This is a genomic window from Flavonifractor sp. DFI.6.63 (assembly GCF_024462255.1).
Taxonomy (GTDB): Bacteria; Bacillota; Clostridia; order Oscillospirales; family Oscillospiraceae; genus Lawsonibacter_A; species Lawsonibacter_A hominis.
In genome coordinates this window covers 22,198-39,676 of record NZ_JANGBE010000011.1, presented here as the reverse complement: position 1 = coordinate 39,676, position 17,479 = coordinate 22,198, and the positions used below count along the sequence as shown (strand labels likewise).

Annotated in this window: 12 protein-coding genes; 3 read left to right on the top strand and 9 right to left on the bottom strand. The window is 62.2% G+C overall.

The features are described from left to right. Positions 1-62: 62 nt before the first annotated feature. On the bottom strand, positions 63-1,013 hold the full coding sequence (locus NE547_RS07790) for a TIM barrel protein (protein WP_186906387.1): 951 nt from the start codon (positions 1,011-1,013) through the stop codon (positions 63-65). 13 nt (positions 1,014-1,026) lie between these two features. Continuing rightward, a complete protein-coding gene (locus NE547_RS07785) occupies positions 1,027-1,701 on the bottom strand; it encodes a TIGR00266 family protein (RefSeq protein WP_256175238.1) in 675 nt (224 codons plus the stop codon). Between the two features lie 200 nt (positions 1,702-1,901). On the opposite strand from NE547_RS07785, the gene NE547_RS07780 reads away from it, so the two are divergent. Next, positions 1,902-2,483 carry a hydrolase gene (locus tag NE547_RS07780; RefSeq protein WP_186906385.1) on the top strand — a complete coding sequence of 194 codons (582 nt, stop codon included), beginning with the start codon at positions 1,902-1,904 and terminating at the stop codon, positions 2,481-2,483. Positions 2,484-2,530: 47 nt separating this feature from the next. Here NE547_RS07780 and NE547_RS07775 read toward each other — a convergent pair whose 3' ends face one another. From NE547_RS07775 to NE547_RS07765, 3 genes are read right to left on the bottom strand one after another with little or no spacing between them, the layout of a single operon-like run. Beyond that, entirely contained in the window at positions 2,531-5,974 is a 3,444-nt protein-coding gene (locus NE547_RS07775; RefSeq protein WP_256175237.1) for a GLUG motif-containing protein, read from the bottom strand. Then, the gene (locus tag NE547_RS07770) at positions 5,961-8,411 is read right to left on the bottom strand and encodes an RND family transporter (protein ID WP_256175235.1); all 2,451 of its coding nucleotides are present in this window, start codon (positions 8,409-8,411) and stop codon (positions 5,961-5,963) included. The genes NE547_RS07775 and NE547_RS07770 overlap by 14 nt, the downstream gene beginning before the upstream one ends. Next, on the bottom strand, positions 8,408-8,713 hold the full coding sequence (locus NE547_RS07765; protein WP_256175234.1) for a hypothetical protein: 306 nt from the start codon (positions 8,711-8,713) through the stop codon (positions 8,408-8,410). The genes NE547_RS07770 and NE547_RS07765 overlap by 4 nt, the downstream gene beginning before the upstream one ends. Positions 8,714-8,911: 198 nt before the next feature. On the opposite strand from NE547_RS07765, the gene NE547_RS07760 reads away from it, so the two are divergent. Next, positions 8,912-9,529: a TetR/AcrR family transcriptional regulator C-terminal domain-containing protein gene (locus NE547_RS07760; RefSeq protein WP_256175233.1), complete on the top strand. Its 618-nt coding sequence runs from the start codon at positions 8,912-8,914 to the stop codon at positions 9,527-9,529. A 38-nt stretch (positions 9,530-9,567) separates the two neighbouring features. Here NE547_RS07760 and NE547_RS07755 read toward each other — a convergent pair whose 3' ends face one another. Continuing rightward, the gene (locus NE547_RS07755; protein WP_186906380.1) at positions 9,568-11,238 is read right to left on the bottom strand and encodes a Na/Pi cotransporter family protein; all 1,671 of its coding nucleotides are present in this window, start codon (positions 11,236-11,238) and stop codon (positions 9,568-9,570) included. Between the two features lie 667 nt (positions 11,239-11,905). Here NE547_RS07755 and NE547_RS07750 point away from each other — a divergent pair. After that, on the top strand, positions 11,906-13,582 hold the full coding sequence (locus tag NE547_RS07750) for a CvpA family protein (RefSeq protein WP_186906379.1): 1,677 nt from the start codon (positions 11,906-11,908) through the stop codon (positions 13,580-13,582). 199 nt (positions 13,583-13,781) lie between these two features. Here the strand turns inward: NE547_RS07750 and NE547_RS07745 are convergent, their stop codons facing one another. The 3 genes from NE547_RS07745 to NE547_RS07735 all read right to left on the bottom strand — a co-directional run bounded on the left by NE547_RS07745 (position 13,782) and on the right by NE547_RS07735 (position 17,424). Next, positions 13,782-15,191: a sodium:alanine symporter family protein gene (locus NE547_RS07745; protein WP_186906378.1), complete on the bottom strand. Its 1,410-nt coding sequence runs from the start codon at positions 15,189-15,191 to the stop codon at positions 13,782-13,784. 107 nt (positions 15,192-15,298) lie between these two features. Next, a complete protein-coding gene (locus tag NE547_RS07740) occupies positions 15,299-16,603 on the bottom strand; it encodes an MFS transporter (protein ID WP_256175231.1) in 1,305 nt (434 codons plus the stop codon). Next, positions 16,600-17,424, bottom strand: a complete 825-nt coding sequence (locus NE547_RS07735) for a DAPG hydrolase family protein (protein ID WP_186906376.1) — start codon at positions 17,422-17,424, stop codon at positions 16,600-16,602. Before NE547_RS07735 ends, NE547_RS07740 begins: the two co-directional genes overlap by 4 nt. Positions 17,425-17,479 lie beyond the last annotated feature (55 nt).

Genomic DNA, 17,479 nt, shown 5'->3' with positions numbered 1-17,479 from the left:
GGTCGTTTCTTCCTCCGTATTATAACAGAAAACGCTCCGTTGGCAAACCCCTCCGTTTCCCATCAGCTTCCCAGCGCAAGGTTCTGCCGCCGGACCGCCGCGGCCCGGCTTGCGCGGTCATGGGCGCAGAGCTCATGGACCAGATAGTCCGGTGCGATTCGTTCCACCAGTCCCCGAACCGCCCCATCGGTCCAGGGCCGGTGGGTATCAATATTCAAAATATGGCGGTAGCTGGCCGCAAACCGCTCCAGATAGTCCTCCGGCAGAGGCGGCAGCGCGCCTGTGTGGGCACGGACATAGGGACCGCTGAGGGACTGATGCAGATGGACGCCCTTGATATACCGGCACAGCGTTCCGTGGGCGTCCAGCATACGGTGGATATAGGCCGCCCCCTCCGCCTGGGTACGCAGGTTCCGGTCCGTGTTCATCAGGTGTCCCGTATCCAACAGGATCCCTTTGCGCGCAAAGTGGATCTTCTCCAGCAGGCTACCGGTCAGGGCCGGGTCTGTGAAGGTGAAGCCGGGCCACCACTGGTTTTCCACCAGGAACTGAAAAGGCCAGTCCCGGCCGTCCAGCAGCCGGTTGGCAAGCTCCGCCGCCGCGTCGATCACCGCCGCGTGGCTGTGTTCCCAGCGGTAGGTATATCCCTCCTCGATGGATACGTCGGACACATGGAAGACCACATACCGCGCCCCCCACGCCAACGCCCGCTTCAAATCCGCCCGATAAAGGTCCAGCAGAGTCTGCTCCCCCTCCGCCCCGCCGTAAAACGCCCTCCAGACCGGCTCAGAGCCGAATTTCCGCATCAGCGCCGCCCGGTCCCCCCGCCAGAAGTCCAGCCAGTCCGGATAAAAGGTCAGATGATACCCGAAGCGCAGTCCTTCCGGAATGCTCCAGGGCGGCTCCACGCCGCCCCATACGCCCTCCAGGCCGTCACAGCCGCAGGCTGCGACCGCCGCGGGCAATTCCGCCGCGTACTCCTCCAGTACATCCGCCGCCAACGGGAGGCTCATGAGCGTATACACATCAGTTGCCCGACGGGAAGAACGGCGCCAGCGCGGCCGCCACGCCGCTGACCGGCATGGTCTGCAAAACGATGCGTCCCGGCCCGGTGACCACGGTGTTGAACAGGCCCTCGCCGCCGAACAGCGCGTTCTTTACCCCCTTGACAGACTGGATCTCAATGGAACAGGCGGCGTCCATCATGGCCAGGTTTCCGGTATCCACCACCATCTGCTGACCGGCCCGGAGCTCGTACTCCACCGCGTATCCGTCTACCTCCAGAAAGGCCGTGCCACGGCCTGAAAGTTTCTGCATGATGAAGCCCTCGCCGCCGAAGAAGCCGGCGCCCAGCTTTTTCTGGAAAAAAACCGAAAGCTCCACCCCCGGCTCTGCGGCCAAAAAACCGCTCTTCTGCACGACCACAGGGTGCTCCGGAGTGATCTCCACCGCCCGGATCGAGCCGGGAAAACTGGAGCCGAAGGCGATCATGCCGTCCCCCTGGGCAGTATAAGTATTCAAAAAGATCGACTCCCCGGAGAACATGCGCCCAAAAGCCTTGCCCAGCCCGCCCGCCGAGGTCTGCATCTGCTGATTGGGGCTCATCCATACCATGGAACCGCGCTCCGTAATCATAGATTCTCCCCCCGCCAGATGGCAGATCACCACGGGCATGGGCTCGCCGACGATCTCATAGTTCATATCGAATGCCTCCTGTTCAAATGCCGCCCGGTCTTCTCCGGACAGTCTCCTGATCCCATGGACCGGGAAGGAAAACGGGCGCCCCCCTCCCGGTCTCCTTCCTGCATTCTAACACAGGCCCCGCTCCGCCGCAAGGGCTTTACAGGAGGGCGGCTGTTATGGTATCATGATACAAAACGGAAGCAAAGGAGCCGATTTTCATGCAGTTTACCCACGAGCAGGCCTGGGACCTGCTGAAGGAATACAACCAGGAGCCGTTTCATCTCCGCCACGCCCTGACGGTCGAGGCCGTAATGGGCTGGTTTGCCGATGCGCTGGGCTATGGAGAACAGGCGGAGTTTTGGCGTCAGGTCGGCCTGCTTCACGACCTGGATTTTGAACAGTGGCCCGACGCGCATTGCGTCAAGGTCCGGGAACTGTTGGAGGCTCGCGGCGCGGACGCCGCGCTGATCCACGCCGTCGTCAGCCACGGCTGGGGCATGACCGGGGCGGATGCCAAGCCGGAGCACCCAATGGAACAGGTCCTTTTCGCTGTGGACGAGCTCACCGGCCTCATCGGGGCCGCCGCCCTCATGCGCCCCTCCAAAAGCGTACAGGATATGGAACTCTCCAGCCTGAAGAAGAAATATAAGGACAAAAAATTTGCCGCCGGCTGTTCCCGCCAGACCATCGCCCAGGGGGCGGAAGCGCTGGGTTGGGAGCTGCCGGAACTGCTGGAGCGGACGCTTCAGGCCATGAAGGCCTGCGAGGCCGATATCGAGGCCAAGTGTGCATCACTGTAAAACCATCAAGGCCCCCGGAGCACGCAGCGCGTGCTCCGGGGGCCTTCTTATTTCTCCACAGTCTGCCTGCGCCGCTTTTTCCGGTGCAGACACAGCAGCATCCCAACGCTCACAGCCGCCAGGACTGCGGCCGCGGCGATGGCGATTTTTCCCCCCGCCCCGCCGTAGCTCACGGAAACGGTCACGGCCGATCCCGCCGCCTGAAATTGAAGATAGGCGCCGAAGTAGGAATACGCCGTATCCTGCCACACACCGTCCTCCAGCACACGGACGGCGCTCACCCGCTCGCCGGGACGCGGCAGATAGCGCACGGTATGTACTGCCGCGCCATCCGCCGGGATGGTCAGCGCCCAGGTCTCGCCGGCATCCTCCCCGGTCCCGCTCCGGACGGCGGAGAGGACGTCTTCCCCGGTAAAGCTGCCCTCCACCAGAAACACGCTGCCCCCTGACTCCCGCTGCCGGCCGCCGGCCAGAGCGGTTACGCATGGGGTATAGACCGCCTCTACCGTCTCGTCGAAGGTAAGCTGATCAAACTCGGTCCGGCTCCAGGCGGCAGAATAACCTTCCTTGGGCGGGACATCCGGAACCTCCTCCGCGGACAGCGAGCCTCCATAGTCGAATGCCACCGTTCCAACCGGCGCGCCGTCCGCCCAAAAACACAGCGAGAAGGTTCCGAACTCCGCCGGAGCTCCCTCCAGAGACAGCAGCGTATCATAGTCTACCGGCTCGGCCCGTCCGGAGTAGCTGAACCGGTCCAGGCCCGCCAGCGTATCCAATACGAACAGGTTGCCGGAAAAGGTCCCGTCCACGCTGCCGGAGATGGCCCCGGCAAACTGCACGGCATCCTCGATCCGTACCAGCGCGCGGCAGTCGGTGACCACACTCCCCGCGCCCACGATCCCGCCGGTATAGCGCCCGCCCGACAGCAGGCACTTGGCCCAGCAGCGCCGGATGGCGGAGGCGGACTGCCCGGCGATACCGCCCAGATAGCTGCCGCTGCCGGAAGAAATGGAACCGTAGCCCTCGCTGTCCACCACGACGCCCAGGGACATGAGCCCCACGATCCCGCCGGCACAATCCTTTTTCACCTCCACCGCGCCCCGGTTGACGCAGTGCTGCACCACCGCCTTGGCCTCATAGCGGGCGTTGAGAATACTGCCGCCATCGGCGGTCAGATCGTCTTCCGGATCGAAATCGTACTCCACCGCCATAGCGCCTACGATCCCGCCCACGTTGCGGTCCCCGGCCACCGCGCCATAATTGACGCAGCCGGCCGCCTTTCCGCTGGCTGCGGCGCTCCAGTCTTCCTCCGAGGTGTCTGCAAAGCGGTCCGCCGACGAGGTAGCTCCACTGCCGCGCAGCAGATCCAAAAAGCGCTCCATCACCACCAGGAATTGCCCGTTGACGGCCTGAAGGTCCTCCGTCAGCGTTCCCGCCGCGGCATGCACCGCGCCGCTGAGTCCATCCATTTCTTCCGATAGGCCCTCCATGGCCGCGTACAGGGCGTTTCCGGATGCACGCATCCCGTCGCTCAACGGCGCAAACTGGATCACACGTTCCTGAGACAAGTCCCGGAACAGGCGGTACCCGTCCCCCACCAGCCTTGTCGCGGACGCGGCCGCGTCCGCAAAGGCCCCTGCCGCGTCTGCCAGGGTCTGTACCGCCTCCTCCAGCCGTCCCGCGGCCAGACAGCCGTCTGCCAGCGTATCCCGCAGATGACCGGCGGCGGCCTCCGTGCGGTCCGCCGCCCGGCTCATCTGTAAAACAGCCGAAACCACATGATCCAGGGCATCGGACAGGCTCCGGGTATCCAGATTCACATTGTCCAGCACGGCGCACACCCCCCGGGCCACGCTATGCAGGCCGTCGGCGGCGGCTTGCAGCGCGGCGGCCAGTTCGTCCCAAGCAGGCTGAAGCGCATCCAGCCGCTCCAGCAGTTCCTTCCAGTCCTCCGTCGGCGCCAAGCCATCTCCGATCTGGCCCAAGGCCCGTCCCATGGCCTCCAGCGCCGTCCCCAGCTCGTCGATTCCCTGCGCCGCCTGCGCCAAGCCCTGACGGAGCGCGCTCTCGTCCTCCACCGTCAAGGCGTTCCCCGCCAGCGCCAGCGCAGTCTCGATCTGCTCCAGGGCGGCCTTTGCGCTCTGGTTGGCGGCATCCAGATCATCCGCCGCCAGCTGCAGATCCTCAAGTCCATCGCCGCCAAGCGCGATCACCGGGACCAGCTGCTCCAGCGCCCGCTGCAGAAATTCGATTCCGCCGTCCACCTGCCCGGATACGTCCTCCAGCTGCTCCAGCAGCGGTGCAGTCCGCTCCAGGGTATCGGCCAGCAGCTGGGAAAAGCGATTGATCTGCGTCAAATTTTCATCCGACCAATCCGCCGCCCCCTCCGCCAGTCCTTTGGTCTGTGCAAGCGCGGAATCGGTATAACCGGAGATCTGTTCAAACCGGCCGGAGATGGTATCGGAGCTTTCATCCATATCCCGCAGGGCCCGGTCCACCATGGCGTTCAGGCGGTTCAGCTCCTCCTCCAGGCGCGAAAGTCCGTCCTCGTCGGCCACAAGGATGATATCCGGCTCCATCTGCCCTGCAATGCCGCCCACTTCTTTACGGCCGTTCACCCGGCCGTGGTTGATGCAGCCGCTGAGATACCCGCTGGAGCGCCCCACCACGCCTCCTACGTTGTAGCCTACGTGGGGATAGCCCACACTGCCGTAATTGGAATCACTCAGCAGCAGGCCGGAGGAATATCCGGCGATGCCGCCGGTATCGGTGGCGCTGTCCACCAGTTCCGTGGTATCCGTGTCGGTGATCGCTGTGACCAGATCGCTCTCCAGCTCCGACAGGCCGCTCTGCCCGTCGGCGGCCAGCGTGTTCACACTGGCACGGTTGGTACAGCTGGAAATGCTCCCCGCATTTTTCCCGGCGATGCCGCCGGTATAGTGCTCTCCCCGGATGCTTCCGGATACGGTACAGGATCGGATGCTCCCGGACGCCTCATTCTGCCCCGCGATCCCGCCCACGGTACCGTCCCCGGACACCGCCCCGTAAAAGGTGCAGTTCAGCAGCTTTCCGCAGTTGATCCCGGCGATCCCCCCCACCTGCGTCTGCGCCCCGGACGGACAGACGCTGCCCGCCACGATCAGATTGCGGATCAGTCCGGTCTCCGCCACGATGCAGAACAGTCCGGTAATGGAATCTTCCGCTCCGATCCGCAGGCCGCTGATGGTATGGCCCTGTCCCTCAAAGGTGCCGCTGAAAATCGGGATCGGCTCAAATTCCATCCCGCTCAGATCCAGGTCGCAGCGCAGCCGTACGATTTTCCCCTCCGACCAGGTGTCCAGCGCACACTGTTCGGCAAGCTGCGCCAAATCCTGCGCAGAACGAATCTCGATCTCATTTTCCGCCGCCCGCGCCGCGGCCGCAGGCGCAGCCGGCCCCACGCACAGCACAGCCGCCAGCAGCAGGGCAAATATCCGTTCAAGTTTCTTCATGGCGGTCCTCCGTTCCCTCTGTGACCTCTCCGGGCAGAACGTTGACGTTCACGTCGCCCTTTACCCGGGCGTGGACGACACCCACAATCTCACCGGAAATCGTACCCCGAACCAGGCCGTCCAGCCGCACGCTCCCGCTGGCGCTGCGGGACTGGAGGGGAAGGCTCACGCTGAAGGAGGTCTTCTCGATGACCCTGTCCCCCAGCAGCAGGATCTGCGGCAGCACCAGCATCACCAGGAAAATCGAGATAAAGGTGCCCCGGCCCAGACACTGTCCGATGCCCGCGATGGCAGCCTCGGAAGTCAGCCGGCCGATCAGCGTGCCGGCGATGGCCAGCATCAGCCCCGAGGTGATGATGGTGGGAAACGCCAGATTCATCGTCTCAATGATGGCGTCCCGGTGGTTCATGGTCCGCTTGAGCTCCCCAAACCGGCTGGAGATGACAATGGCGTAGTCGATATTGGCGCCCATCTGGATGGAACTGACGATCAGGTAGCAGATGAAAAACAGAGGCCTCCCCGTCAGGGCTGGCACGGCAAAATTGAGCCAGATGCTGCCCTGGATGACCAGCACCAGCAGGATGGGCTGACCCACCGATTTAAAGGTGAACAGCAGCACCATCAGCACGATGAGGATGGACACCACCCCCACCACGGAATTGTCCCGCTCGAAGGTCTTGCACAGATCGTATTGACTGGTGGACTCGCCCACCACGTAGACCGTGCCGTCGTAATACGTTCCGGCGAGCGCATGCAGCTCGTCCAGGAAGGCGAAGGTCTCCGCGCCCTCTTCCGGCAAATTCAGATAGACCAGCATGCGGCTGTAGTCCTCGCCCTGCAATTGGAGACGGGCGTTGTTCATCTGTTCATAGGCCTCTTCCAGGGTGCCGCGCAAATCGGCCTCCAGGGTGATATAGCCCTGATCCACCTCATCATAGAGGAAGCAAACCATATCGATGAGGGGAACACTGTAGGAGGAGAGCCCGTTGACGATCTTGGCATAGTCCGCGTCGCTGGCGGCATAGGCGGCGTAGAGCAGCTGGGCCGCCTCATAGTCCAGGTCCAGCAGTTCGGAAAACTGCCGGGGGGTAAGCCGGTCGGTGAGCCTATAACCGTCCATGGCTTCCACATTGGCAAGCCCCAGGGCGGAGTCCACCTCTTCCCGGTCCTCCAGCGCGCGCAGCAGCTGCCCCTCCGCCTCGTAATTGCCGGCCGGGACCACCAGCGCCACCATATTGCTGCCGCCGAAGTTGTCCTCGATCATCTGCTGGGCGATCTGGGTGTCGTTCTGGATGGGGGTCGTCAAGGTACTGTAGCCATAGACGTAGGGGCAGTCGCCCGCGATCACCGCCGCCGCGATCACCGCGGCCAGAAAGACCGGCGGGACGATCTTCCGCGTAGCATAGGCCAGCTTTCCGACAAAGGGGATCTTGGGTACGAACACCCGGTGGCCCGTGCGGTCCATCAGACCGCTGAAGAGCATCAGCAGGCCCGGCATCAGCAGGAAGACCGTCAGCAGGCTGATCACGATGGCCTTGATAAGCACGATCCCCAGATCCGGCCCGAGCTTGAACTGCATCAGCGTCATGGCAAACAGCCCGCCAATGGTGGTCAGGCTGCTGGCCGAGAGCTCCGGGATGGCCTTGCTCAGCGCCACGATCACCGCCTCGCGGGCCGGCAGCACCTCGTGCTCCTCCCGGTAGCGGTGGCAGAAAATAATGGCGTAATCCACCGACAGGGCCAATTGCAGCACGATGGTGACCGAGTTTGAAACGAAGGAGATGGTCCCCAAAAAGAAGTTTGTGCCCATCTGGATCACCGCCGCACTGACAAACGTAAGCAGCAGGACCGGGACCTCTGCATAGGTCTCTGAGGTAAACAGCAATACCGCCACCACGATTATGGCCACGTATACGATGATGACGCTCATCTCGTCCGCGATGGTCTCGGAGGCCGTATTGCCCAGGCTGGTGGAGAGGTAGGCGTCATAGCCCGAGAGGACGCCTTTCACCTGCTCCAGCGCATCCAGGCAACGCATATCCGCTTCATCCCAGTCCAAGGTGATCTCGAAGAGCGCGGAAACATTATGGTAGTGCTCCTGCGTATCGTCAAAGGCTACGGCGGATACGCCCTCGACCGCCTCCAGGCGCTGGGCCAGCGCCTGCGCCTGCGCATAGGAGAGGTTGGCCGCCATGACCTTAGCGGTACCGAAGGTGGTAAACTCGCGCTCCATCACGCTCAGCCCCCGACGGGTCTCAGTCGTGTCCGGCAAAAACGCCGAAATGGAATTTTCCACGCCGACCCAGCCGCGGGAGACCGCCGAAAAGGCGATCGCCAGCGCAAACAGCAGGAAGAATAAATTCCGCTTGTCCACGATAAAGGCGCAGATCTTCATCATGGCCTTGTTCTCCGTGGCGTTCCGATGTTCTCCGCTCATACCGTTTCCGCCACGCCAACCACATCGATCCCGCCGACCCGGCAGTCCATCCGGAACCGGATCCCCGTTTCACTGAGCGTACCCTCCGCGTGATAATGCAGCTCAGACATCAGCGTGACCAGTACGCCCGAAAAAGAAACCGCGCCATCCTTATAGCGTCCATCCACAAAGGGACTGCACCGCTCCAGCAGATTGATGGCTCCGCTGAGGGCCCCGTTGTGCAGTTCCACCGCCATGGAGCCCCGGCGTACCCCCAGTGGAACGGCTGCTTCAATTTTGTAATGATAGGTCCCGTTTTCCATATCGTGAGCCTCCTTTTGACCCGTATACTCTACGCGTTCCGCTTCGGGGATAAAACGGGCAATGTGGATACCGTTGACTAATTTCAGACAGCAGCGGGGTATTTGCCTGGAAAAGGATCAATACAACGCGTCCACTTGACCTTTTTCTCAGACACTTGTATCATAGATCCATGGAAACCATACGCAGGAGGTGCTTCCATGACACATGCGGAACAGGCCAATCGGACCAAGGCTCAGCTTGCCGCCGCACTGAAGCAGAAGCTTCAGACCAAAGTCATCTCTAAGATCACCGTGAGCGAGCTGATCAAGGCGTGCAATATCAACCGCAACACCTTCTACTATCATTTCGAGAGCGTCTATGACCTTTTGAAGTGGATGCTGGAACAGGAGGCCATCCAGGTAGTCAAGCATTTCGACCTGCTGGTGGACTATGAGGAGGCCATTTCCTTCGTCATGGATTACGTGGAGGAAAACGAACATATCCTCAAATGTACCTGCGACGCGGTGGGGCGGGACGAGCTGAACCGCTTTTTTGCCGCTGATTTCCGGGACGTGATGCGCTCCCTCCTGGATCGGGTCGAGCAGGAGCTTGGCGTGCATGCCGAGCCAGCCTTTAAGGAATTCCTCTGCGCCTTTTACACCGAGGCCCTTGCCGGCATGCTTCTTGACTGGCTGCGCAACCGGGAACTGCGGGACCGTGCGAATACCGCCCGCTACCTGGTGCAGGTGCTGCGCTGTTCGCTCCCCGGCCTGCTTTCCTCCTCTGCGGGCGCCCCCGCACCCCCAGCCGCAAAAAACGCGCCGGGTCTCGGTTGAGACCCGGCGCGTCAGCTTGTCGAAAAAGGTTGGACTTTTTAGGCCGGAGGAAGCGCCGCGCCTGCGGACACCCGCGCCTCCGCGATGTTCAGGGCGTGATCCCCGATCCGCTCAAAGTCGGTCAGCAGCTCAGAAAAGATGATGCACGCCTCGTCGGAGCAGGCTCCGGAACGCATCCGGTCCAGCTGGTTCTGCCGGTAGGCGCCCGTCATATCGTCGATCCGCTGCTCCAGCGCGGCCACGTTTTTCAGCAGTTCCATGGGTTCCGCCGTTTCACGGGCCAGCTCGTCCAGCACCGCCAGGCATACGCTCTCCATCTCCTGGAGCTCCCGGCGGGCCGCGTCGGAGAAGTGGATATGCTTTTCCTTGAGCATACCGGAATACTCGCAGATATTCATGGCGTGATCGCCCACCCGCTCAATATTTCCGGTGATCTTGAAATAGGCGCTTACCGCCGCCGAATCCCGCTCGTTGGTCTCGTGAACGATGACCTTGGAGATGAACTGAGAGATCTCCTTATTCAGATAGTCGATGTATTCCTCGGTGGCCTCCGCCCCCTCCAGCAGCTTGGGATTGCGCTCCAGCACCGCCTGGAAGCCCACCTCGGTGTTCTGCCGCGCCATCCCCAGCATCCGATCCAGCTCCTGCCGGAGCTGATTGAGGTACATGGCGGAAAAGCCGATGGGGTGTTCCTGCTTCGTGTGGATGGGGCCCGGGATCAGATACGCCAGGTGCATTCCCTCCTCCCCGCTCTCCTTCCGGTCGGGCAGGATGCGCATGGCCAGCTGCACCAGCTTTCCGCCCAGCGGGAGCAGCAGGAACGTGGTGACAATGTTAAACAGCGTATGCATATTGGCGATCTGGGCCGCCGGGTTCTCCGGCGTCAGAGACTGAACGCCGCCCACAAGAGAGAGCCCCAAAAGCGGCGTTACCAGGCACAGCGTTGTAAACACGACGGTACCGATGATATTGAACAGCAGATGGATAATCGTGGCCCGCTTGGCATTGCGGCTGGTGCCGATGGAAGCCAGCACCGCGGTGATACAGGTGCCGATGTTCTGACCGAACAGGACGAATACCGCGCTGTCGAGTCCGATCACGCCGCTGAGCGCCAGGGCCTGCAGGATCCCCACCGAGGCGGAGGAGGACTGGATGAGCGCGGTGAAGCCCGCGCCCACCAGAATACCGACCAGAGGATTGGAAAACGTGCTCACCAGTTCTACAAAGGCAGGCCAGTCCCGCAGCGGCTCCATGGCCGTGCTCATCATGTCCATGCCGATGAAAAGCACTCCAAGGCCGGCCAGGATGCTGCCGTAGTGGCGGACCTGGGGCTTTTTCACGAAGACCACCATCGCTACGCCCACAAACGCAAACAGCGGCGCCAAAACGCCCACATCCAGCGCGATGAGCTGCCCGGTGATGGTGGTGCCGATGTTGGCCCCCATGATGATCCATACGGCCTGACGCAGGGTCATCATACCGGAGTTGACAAAGCCCACTACCATGACGGTGGTGGCGGAGGAGGATTGGATGACCGCCGTGATGACGGCGCCCACCAGAACGCCCAGAAACCGGTTGGCCGTCAGCCGCTCCAGGATGCTCTTCATCCGGTCGCCGGCAGCGGCCTCCAGGCCGGCGCTCATCATCTGCATGCCGTACAGGAACAGCGCAAGACCGCCCAGCAGTCCCAGCACGATGGTATAATTCACGTTCCATCCCTCATTCTTTAGGCATCACCGGACAATTCCCCACGCACGTCTTGGCGGCCGATTTGCCCCACAAATGCGTTGCAAAACCTTGCAATACAAAAAGTATTCCTGCAGTTTTGCGCCTTTTTGCGGCACAAATTTTCGCGCCGATCCGCACGCGTTGAAGCATGCGGCAATGCCTTTACACAATGATCACAAATCCAAAAGCAGTATAGCGAATGTAAAGTTCCGCGTCAACCGGATTTACAAGAACTTTACAATTCGTTTTCTCCGCCTTTCGTCCCGGTTTGCTCCTTGCGTCTCCGGCCGGCGGCGCGCAAGCCCGGCCCGCCGCCGGCGTTTTGCCCCGGTTTCAACAAGCCTTAACCCAATTTTAATGCAGAAATACCTTGGATCGGTTGCCTTTCCTTCCGAAATCGGCTATACTATGGTTTAAGACCAAACGGCTTCCAACGGGTCAAACGGATTCTTCGGAAGTCCATGGCGTCTTGCGCCGTGCAAGGCTGCTTTCAGCGGCTTTGGTTTGGAGTGCATCGTCAATGGAACGCGCGCCGCACCGGGGCGGCAACCGTCCGCCCCTTGAAACGGATCCATTTTTCGCTTCCTTGATGCTGCCCGTCATTGGATGGATCCGCATCCGCACCAACGGCAAAAGGAGAATGTATTTATGGATCAACAGCCTGCCAAGAAGCGCCGGGGTCCCAAAAGCAAGTTCGGCAAGATCCTGGTCAACCTGATCGTCACCGCTGTGGTCGGGTTCCTCTATTTTTACGTAGCCCTGCCCGCCATCAATCTCCAGTCCAGCGACTTTTACCTGTTCATCGGCATCCTCTGCGTGGTCTACGTGGTCTGCGCCCTGGTCACCTCCGGGTTCAACCTGGGCGGCGGCGGTCCCAAAGAGTATTTCAAGTTCATCAAGTCCCAGTGCCTGCCGATCGGCATCCTGTTTCTGGCGCTGATCCTGGTGGCCATCGTAGGCTCCGTCATCTCCCTCCCCATCTTCCGTGCGGGCGCCTACCGGGATCTGCTGGACGTGCAGGACGGCGATTTCTCCGCCGATGTGGCTCAGATCTCTTTTAACGAGATTCCCACGCTGGACCGCACCTCCGCGGAGTTTCTGGGGGACCGCCAGATGGGTACGCTCAGCGATATGGTCAGTCAGTTCGAGTATTCCAACGACTCGACCCAGATCAACTACCAGGGCCGTCCCGTGCGGGTGGCTCCCATCGACTACGCGGACATCATCAAGTGGTTCACCAACCGCTCCGAAGGCCTGCCCGCCTATGTGGTGGTGGATATGGTCACCCAGGAGGCCACGGTAGTCCGCCTGTCGGAAGGAATGAAGTATTCCTTCTCCGAGCCGCTTAACCGCAACATCTCCCGGCACCTGCGCTTCCAGTACCCCACCTTCCTGTTTGCCACGCCTCAGTTCGAGATCGACGAAGACGGCCAGCCGTGGTGGATCGCTCCCCGGGTGGTAAAGACCATCGGCCTGTTCGGCGGTACCGACATCCACGGCGCGGTACTGGTCAACGCCATCACCGGAGAGAGCACCTATTATGAGCAGGTCCCCACCTGGGTAGACAATCTGTACACCCCCAGCCTCATTATGGAGCAGTACGATTACCACGGCACCCTCATCAACGGCTTTATCAATTCCATCTTCGGCCAGCGGGACGTGACGGTGACCACCGAGGGCTACAACTATATCGCGCTGAATGACGATGTATATATGTATACCGGCGTCACCTCCGCCAATGCCGACCAGTCCAACCTGGGCTTCCTGCTGTCCAACCAGCGCACCAAGCAGACCAAATTCTACTCCGCGCCCGGCGCCACGGAGGATGCCGCCAAGCTCTCCGCCATGGGCGTGGTGCAGGATCTGGGCTATACCGCCACCTTCCCCCTGCTGCTCAACATCGCGGATCAGCCCACCTACTTCATTCCGCTGAAGGACGCCACCAACTTGGTAAAGAGCTACGCCATGGTCAACGTAGCCCAGTATCAGGTGGTGGCTGTGGGCTCCACCGTCGCCGCCTGTGAGCAGAGCTATATCGCCCTGCTCTCCGAAAAGGGCATCACTACCACCGAGGAGCTGCCCCGCACCGAGGTCTCCGGCCGGATCACCGACATCCGCAGCGCCGTGATGGACGGAAACTCCTACTACTTTATCCAGCTGCGCGGCGACGCGGTATATTATTCCCTCTCCGCCGCCGCCAATCCGATCGCCGTGATCCTGAATGTGGGCGACACCGTGACCATCAGTCACGCACCGGCGCTGGAGGGCGAGTCCTCCTCCATCCTGACCGGCGAAACTGTGACTCTGGATCGCGCGGCCCCCTGACTTCTATCTGCAGGAAAGCCCCCTGGCCCCGGCGCAGCTGCGCCGGGGCCAGGGGGCTTTCCCAATGTGTACGGAGTCTCCGGCCGCGTTAAGGCGCCGCCGCGCCTTGCGCCTGCCCTGACCCCTTGGGGATTTGATGCTTTTGACGATTTATCCAATCCATTCGTAACGCTCTTTTTTCGTTTTGTCTTGAATCCCGTCAGTTTGGTCTTATCTTTTCGCCCTTTTCTCTCTTTTGTTTTCCTTCCCAAGCATTCAGAAGATGCAGCGCTTCCGGTGCGAGCAGCAGCAGCGCACACAGATTGGGCAGGGCCATCAGGCCGTTGAAGATGTCGGCCAGCTGCCACACGGCGGCCAGCTCCCCCACGCTGCCCCCGACCACCATCAGCAGGAACACTGCCCGATAGAGCCGGCGCCAGCGGTCAGAGCCCGTCAGGTATTCCAGGCCCCGCTCCCCGTAATAACTCCATCCCAGCAGCGACGTAAATGCAAACAGCAGCAGGCACAGGGACACAAAGATGCCGCCGAAGCGGCCGAACACGGTGGAAAAGGCTGCGGCGGACAGAGGCGCGCCCACCATGACGGAGGAGACGCGTCCGCTCTGGATGGCGGCCAGGGCCGCTTTTTCATCGTAGACCCCAGTGGTCAGGATGACTAAGGCGGTGACGGAGCACACCAGCAGCGTGGCGACAAAGACCTCGAACATCCCCCACATGCCCTCCTCGGCGGGCTCCTCCACATCGGAGGCGGCGTGCGCCATGGCGGAGGAGCCCATGCCCGCCTCGTTGGTAAACACGCCCCGGGCGATCCCATAGCGCATGGCGGCGGCCACACCGTAGCCCAGCCCGCCGCCCGCCGCGGCGCGGGGTGCAACGGCCCCTGAGACGATGCGCGAGAGCGCGTCCGGGATGGCGGAGGCATGCACAAACAGCACCACGGCCCCGCCGCCCAAAAACAAAAGTGCCATACAGGGCACCAGCTTCTCGCTGAAACGCCCGATGCGCCCGATCCCACCCAGGATGACCGCCCCGGTCAGCAGCGCGGTGATCGCCCCAACCGCCAGCCGGTCCCAGCCGAACGAGGCCTCCAGCGCGGTGGCGATGGAATTGGCCTGCACCATGTTTCCGCCCCCCAGAGAGGCCGCCACACAGCAGACGGAGAACAGCGCCGCCAGAAAGCGGCTGCCCACGCCCCGCTCCATGTAGCACATGGGGCCTCCCTGCCATCCGCCGTCCCGGGCGCGTTCCCGGTAGCGCACCGCCAGCGTCTTCTCCGCACAGCTGGTCATCATGCCCAGAAGGGCGGAGACCCACATCCAGAACACCGCCCCAGGCCCGCCGTAAAAAATGGCGGTGGCCACCCCGGCGATACTCCCGGTCCCGATGGTGGAGGCCAGCGCAGTGGACAGGGCCTGGAACTGAGTCAGCCCGCCTCCCTGCCGCTTCCGCCGGGGCCGGAGGAGGGAACCCAGCGTGGTCCTGAGCCATAACCCGCACTCGAACACCTGAAAAAAGCCGGTACGCAGGGAATAAAACAGCCCCACCAGCAAAAACAGCCCCAGCAGCCACGGGTTCCAAATAAAATCGCCCAGCCGCTCCAGAAAGGTCATCGCCTCACCACCTCAAGCTACTGGTATGCGGACAAGGGACGGAATATGTAATGCCGCAGCCAAACGCAGCGCCCCGGCCTTCCAAACGGCCGGGGCGCGGAAGCTGGTCAGGTATGCCGCTGTGCCGCGGCCGCCGCGCGCCAGACGCTGCGGCGGATGCAGAACAGGGAGCCGAAGACGGTGAGGGCCGCCAGCACGATACACACCAGGATGAACAGGAACACCACGGTATAGGAACCGGTGCTGTCGTAAATAAGTCCATAGATGGTCGTCGTCAGGGCGCAGGCCGTCAGATAGGCGGTGTAGAGGTTGGAAAAAATGGTGTTATAGCATCGGTGACCGAAGGCCTCCCGCACCAGGATAGGCCCTTCCACGACCCCCAGCGCGCGCCCGCCGCCCAGCATCAGCGCAAAGACTCCGGTCAGGATCACGCTTTCGCTGCCGGTCAGCAGCAGTCCCACGGCGCCTACGCCGATGATCGTAAGAAACAGCTCCATCGTCCGCCGGATCCCCCAGCGGACGCTGAGCGCTCCCAGCAGGAACTGCGTCAGCGCGGCCCCCATCTGATAGCAGGCATTGAGTCCGCCCACTGCCATCTCGCCGTATCCCTTGGCACGAAGCATGGCGGGCACATGGGTATAGGCCCCCGATACCAGCGAGACCGCGATGAACATGCCGATGATGAGGTAAAAGACCGGCATGTGGGCCGCTTGGTCCGGTGTGACCCCGGCATCCATGGGCAGCGGGACGCTCTCCCGCCGCCCCGCCCGTACCGTTTTTTTTCCCGTACAGGGCTCCAGCCCCAGCTCCCCGGGCCGGAAGCGGATCAGGAACACCCCGGCGGGCAGCATGACCAACAGGGCGACGGCGGCAATCAGCAGATACCCCGCCTGCCAGCCGCGGCATTGGATGACCCAGGCCAGCACCGGCGAGAAGACGATGCCGCCCAGCCCACCGCAGGCGGTGGCCAGACCGATGTAGCCTCCCGGAGCGGTGAACCACTCGCTGATGACCAGCGGCACCAGGGTGTAGATGCCAAGCCCCGCCGCAAAGCCCAGCAGGGCGGCGCTGAGCATAAAGTGCCAAAACACCGTGGAGCGCGCCGTCAGGACCGCCGCGCCCGCCAATCCCAGGCACACCAGAGCCAGATACTTGCGCAGGTCGTACCGGGGCATGAGCCGTCCGGCCAGAACCGTGCCCGCCATACCGCACAACGTGCGCACCGTATGGGTCAGGGATATCTCTGTGATGGAAATATTTTGAGCGACGCTGACTGGAGAGAGAAACAGGCCGAAGCAATTGATAATCAGGCCGTAGCCGGCAAAATTGAACAGGCATACCCCCAGGAAAACCGCCGTTGCCCGGCGGCGGCTGGCCTGCTGCCGGTTCACAGCCAGTGTTTCTGCACTCATCCGGCGAAGTCCATGACAGTCAGATCCTCCGCCCGGTCCGGCTTGTCATGGTTTTCCGCAAAGATCTGCGGCAGATATTTGGCCAGGCGGTAATACTCCTGGGGCGAGTGGCGGGACAGCCCCTGTACCCGCCGGGGGTCCACGGCGAAGTCGGTGCGCACAGGCTGCTTGTTGACGATCATCCAGCCCAGCCAAAAACGGGTGCGCAGTTCGATCCCGCCCTCCACCGCGCGGGCAAAATGGATGAAGGTGGTCCGGGGGATGTCCCAGTCGGGCGGCCCGCTGTGGGCACAGATGGCCGTCACCGGCTGGGCGTTGAAGCGCTCCATATCGAATCCAAAGGACTCCGGGGAGCGGAAGGAGATGCGCAGGGCCGAGGTGCCCTCCCCCACGTTCTCCAACACGAAATCGCTGGTGTTCCAATTGCGCTCCCGCCAGCTCAGCGCTGGGTCCAGGCGGCGCTGCCGGTGGTCCGGACTGACCCGGGCCAGATAATGGTCGTTGGGGTCCCAGATCTGATAGCGCAGGCTCTCCAGTCCATGCCAGGCGAACCACCACTCGATCATCTCCAGCGTGACGCCGGGCATTCGGGTCAGGGAAGCGATGTATCCGCTGCCGTCCGGCATAACGCACCAGCCCACCTCCCTGGGCAGGTAGCCGGGGTTCAGCAGGTCGTTCCTCTCTTGGATGGGCAGGGCCAGCGCGGGGTCCATGGGCCGGGCCATCTGCTCCAGAATATCTTCGGGCACGGGGGGATATGGTTCATCAAAATATTTGGCGTAGGGCTTGCGCCGCTCCGCCTCGGAAAGGGGTTGTCTCATGGTATGACCTCCGAGCGTTGGATTTTTTGTTGGGGGAACTTCGGTTGCAAACATA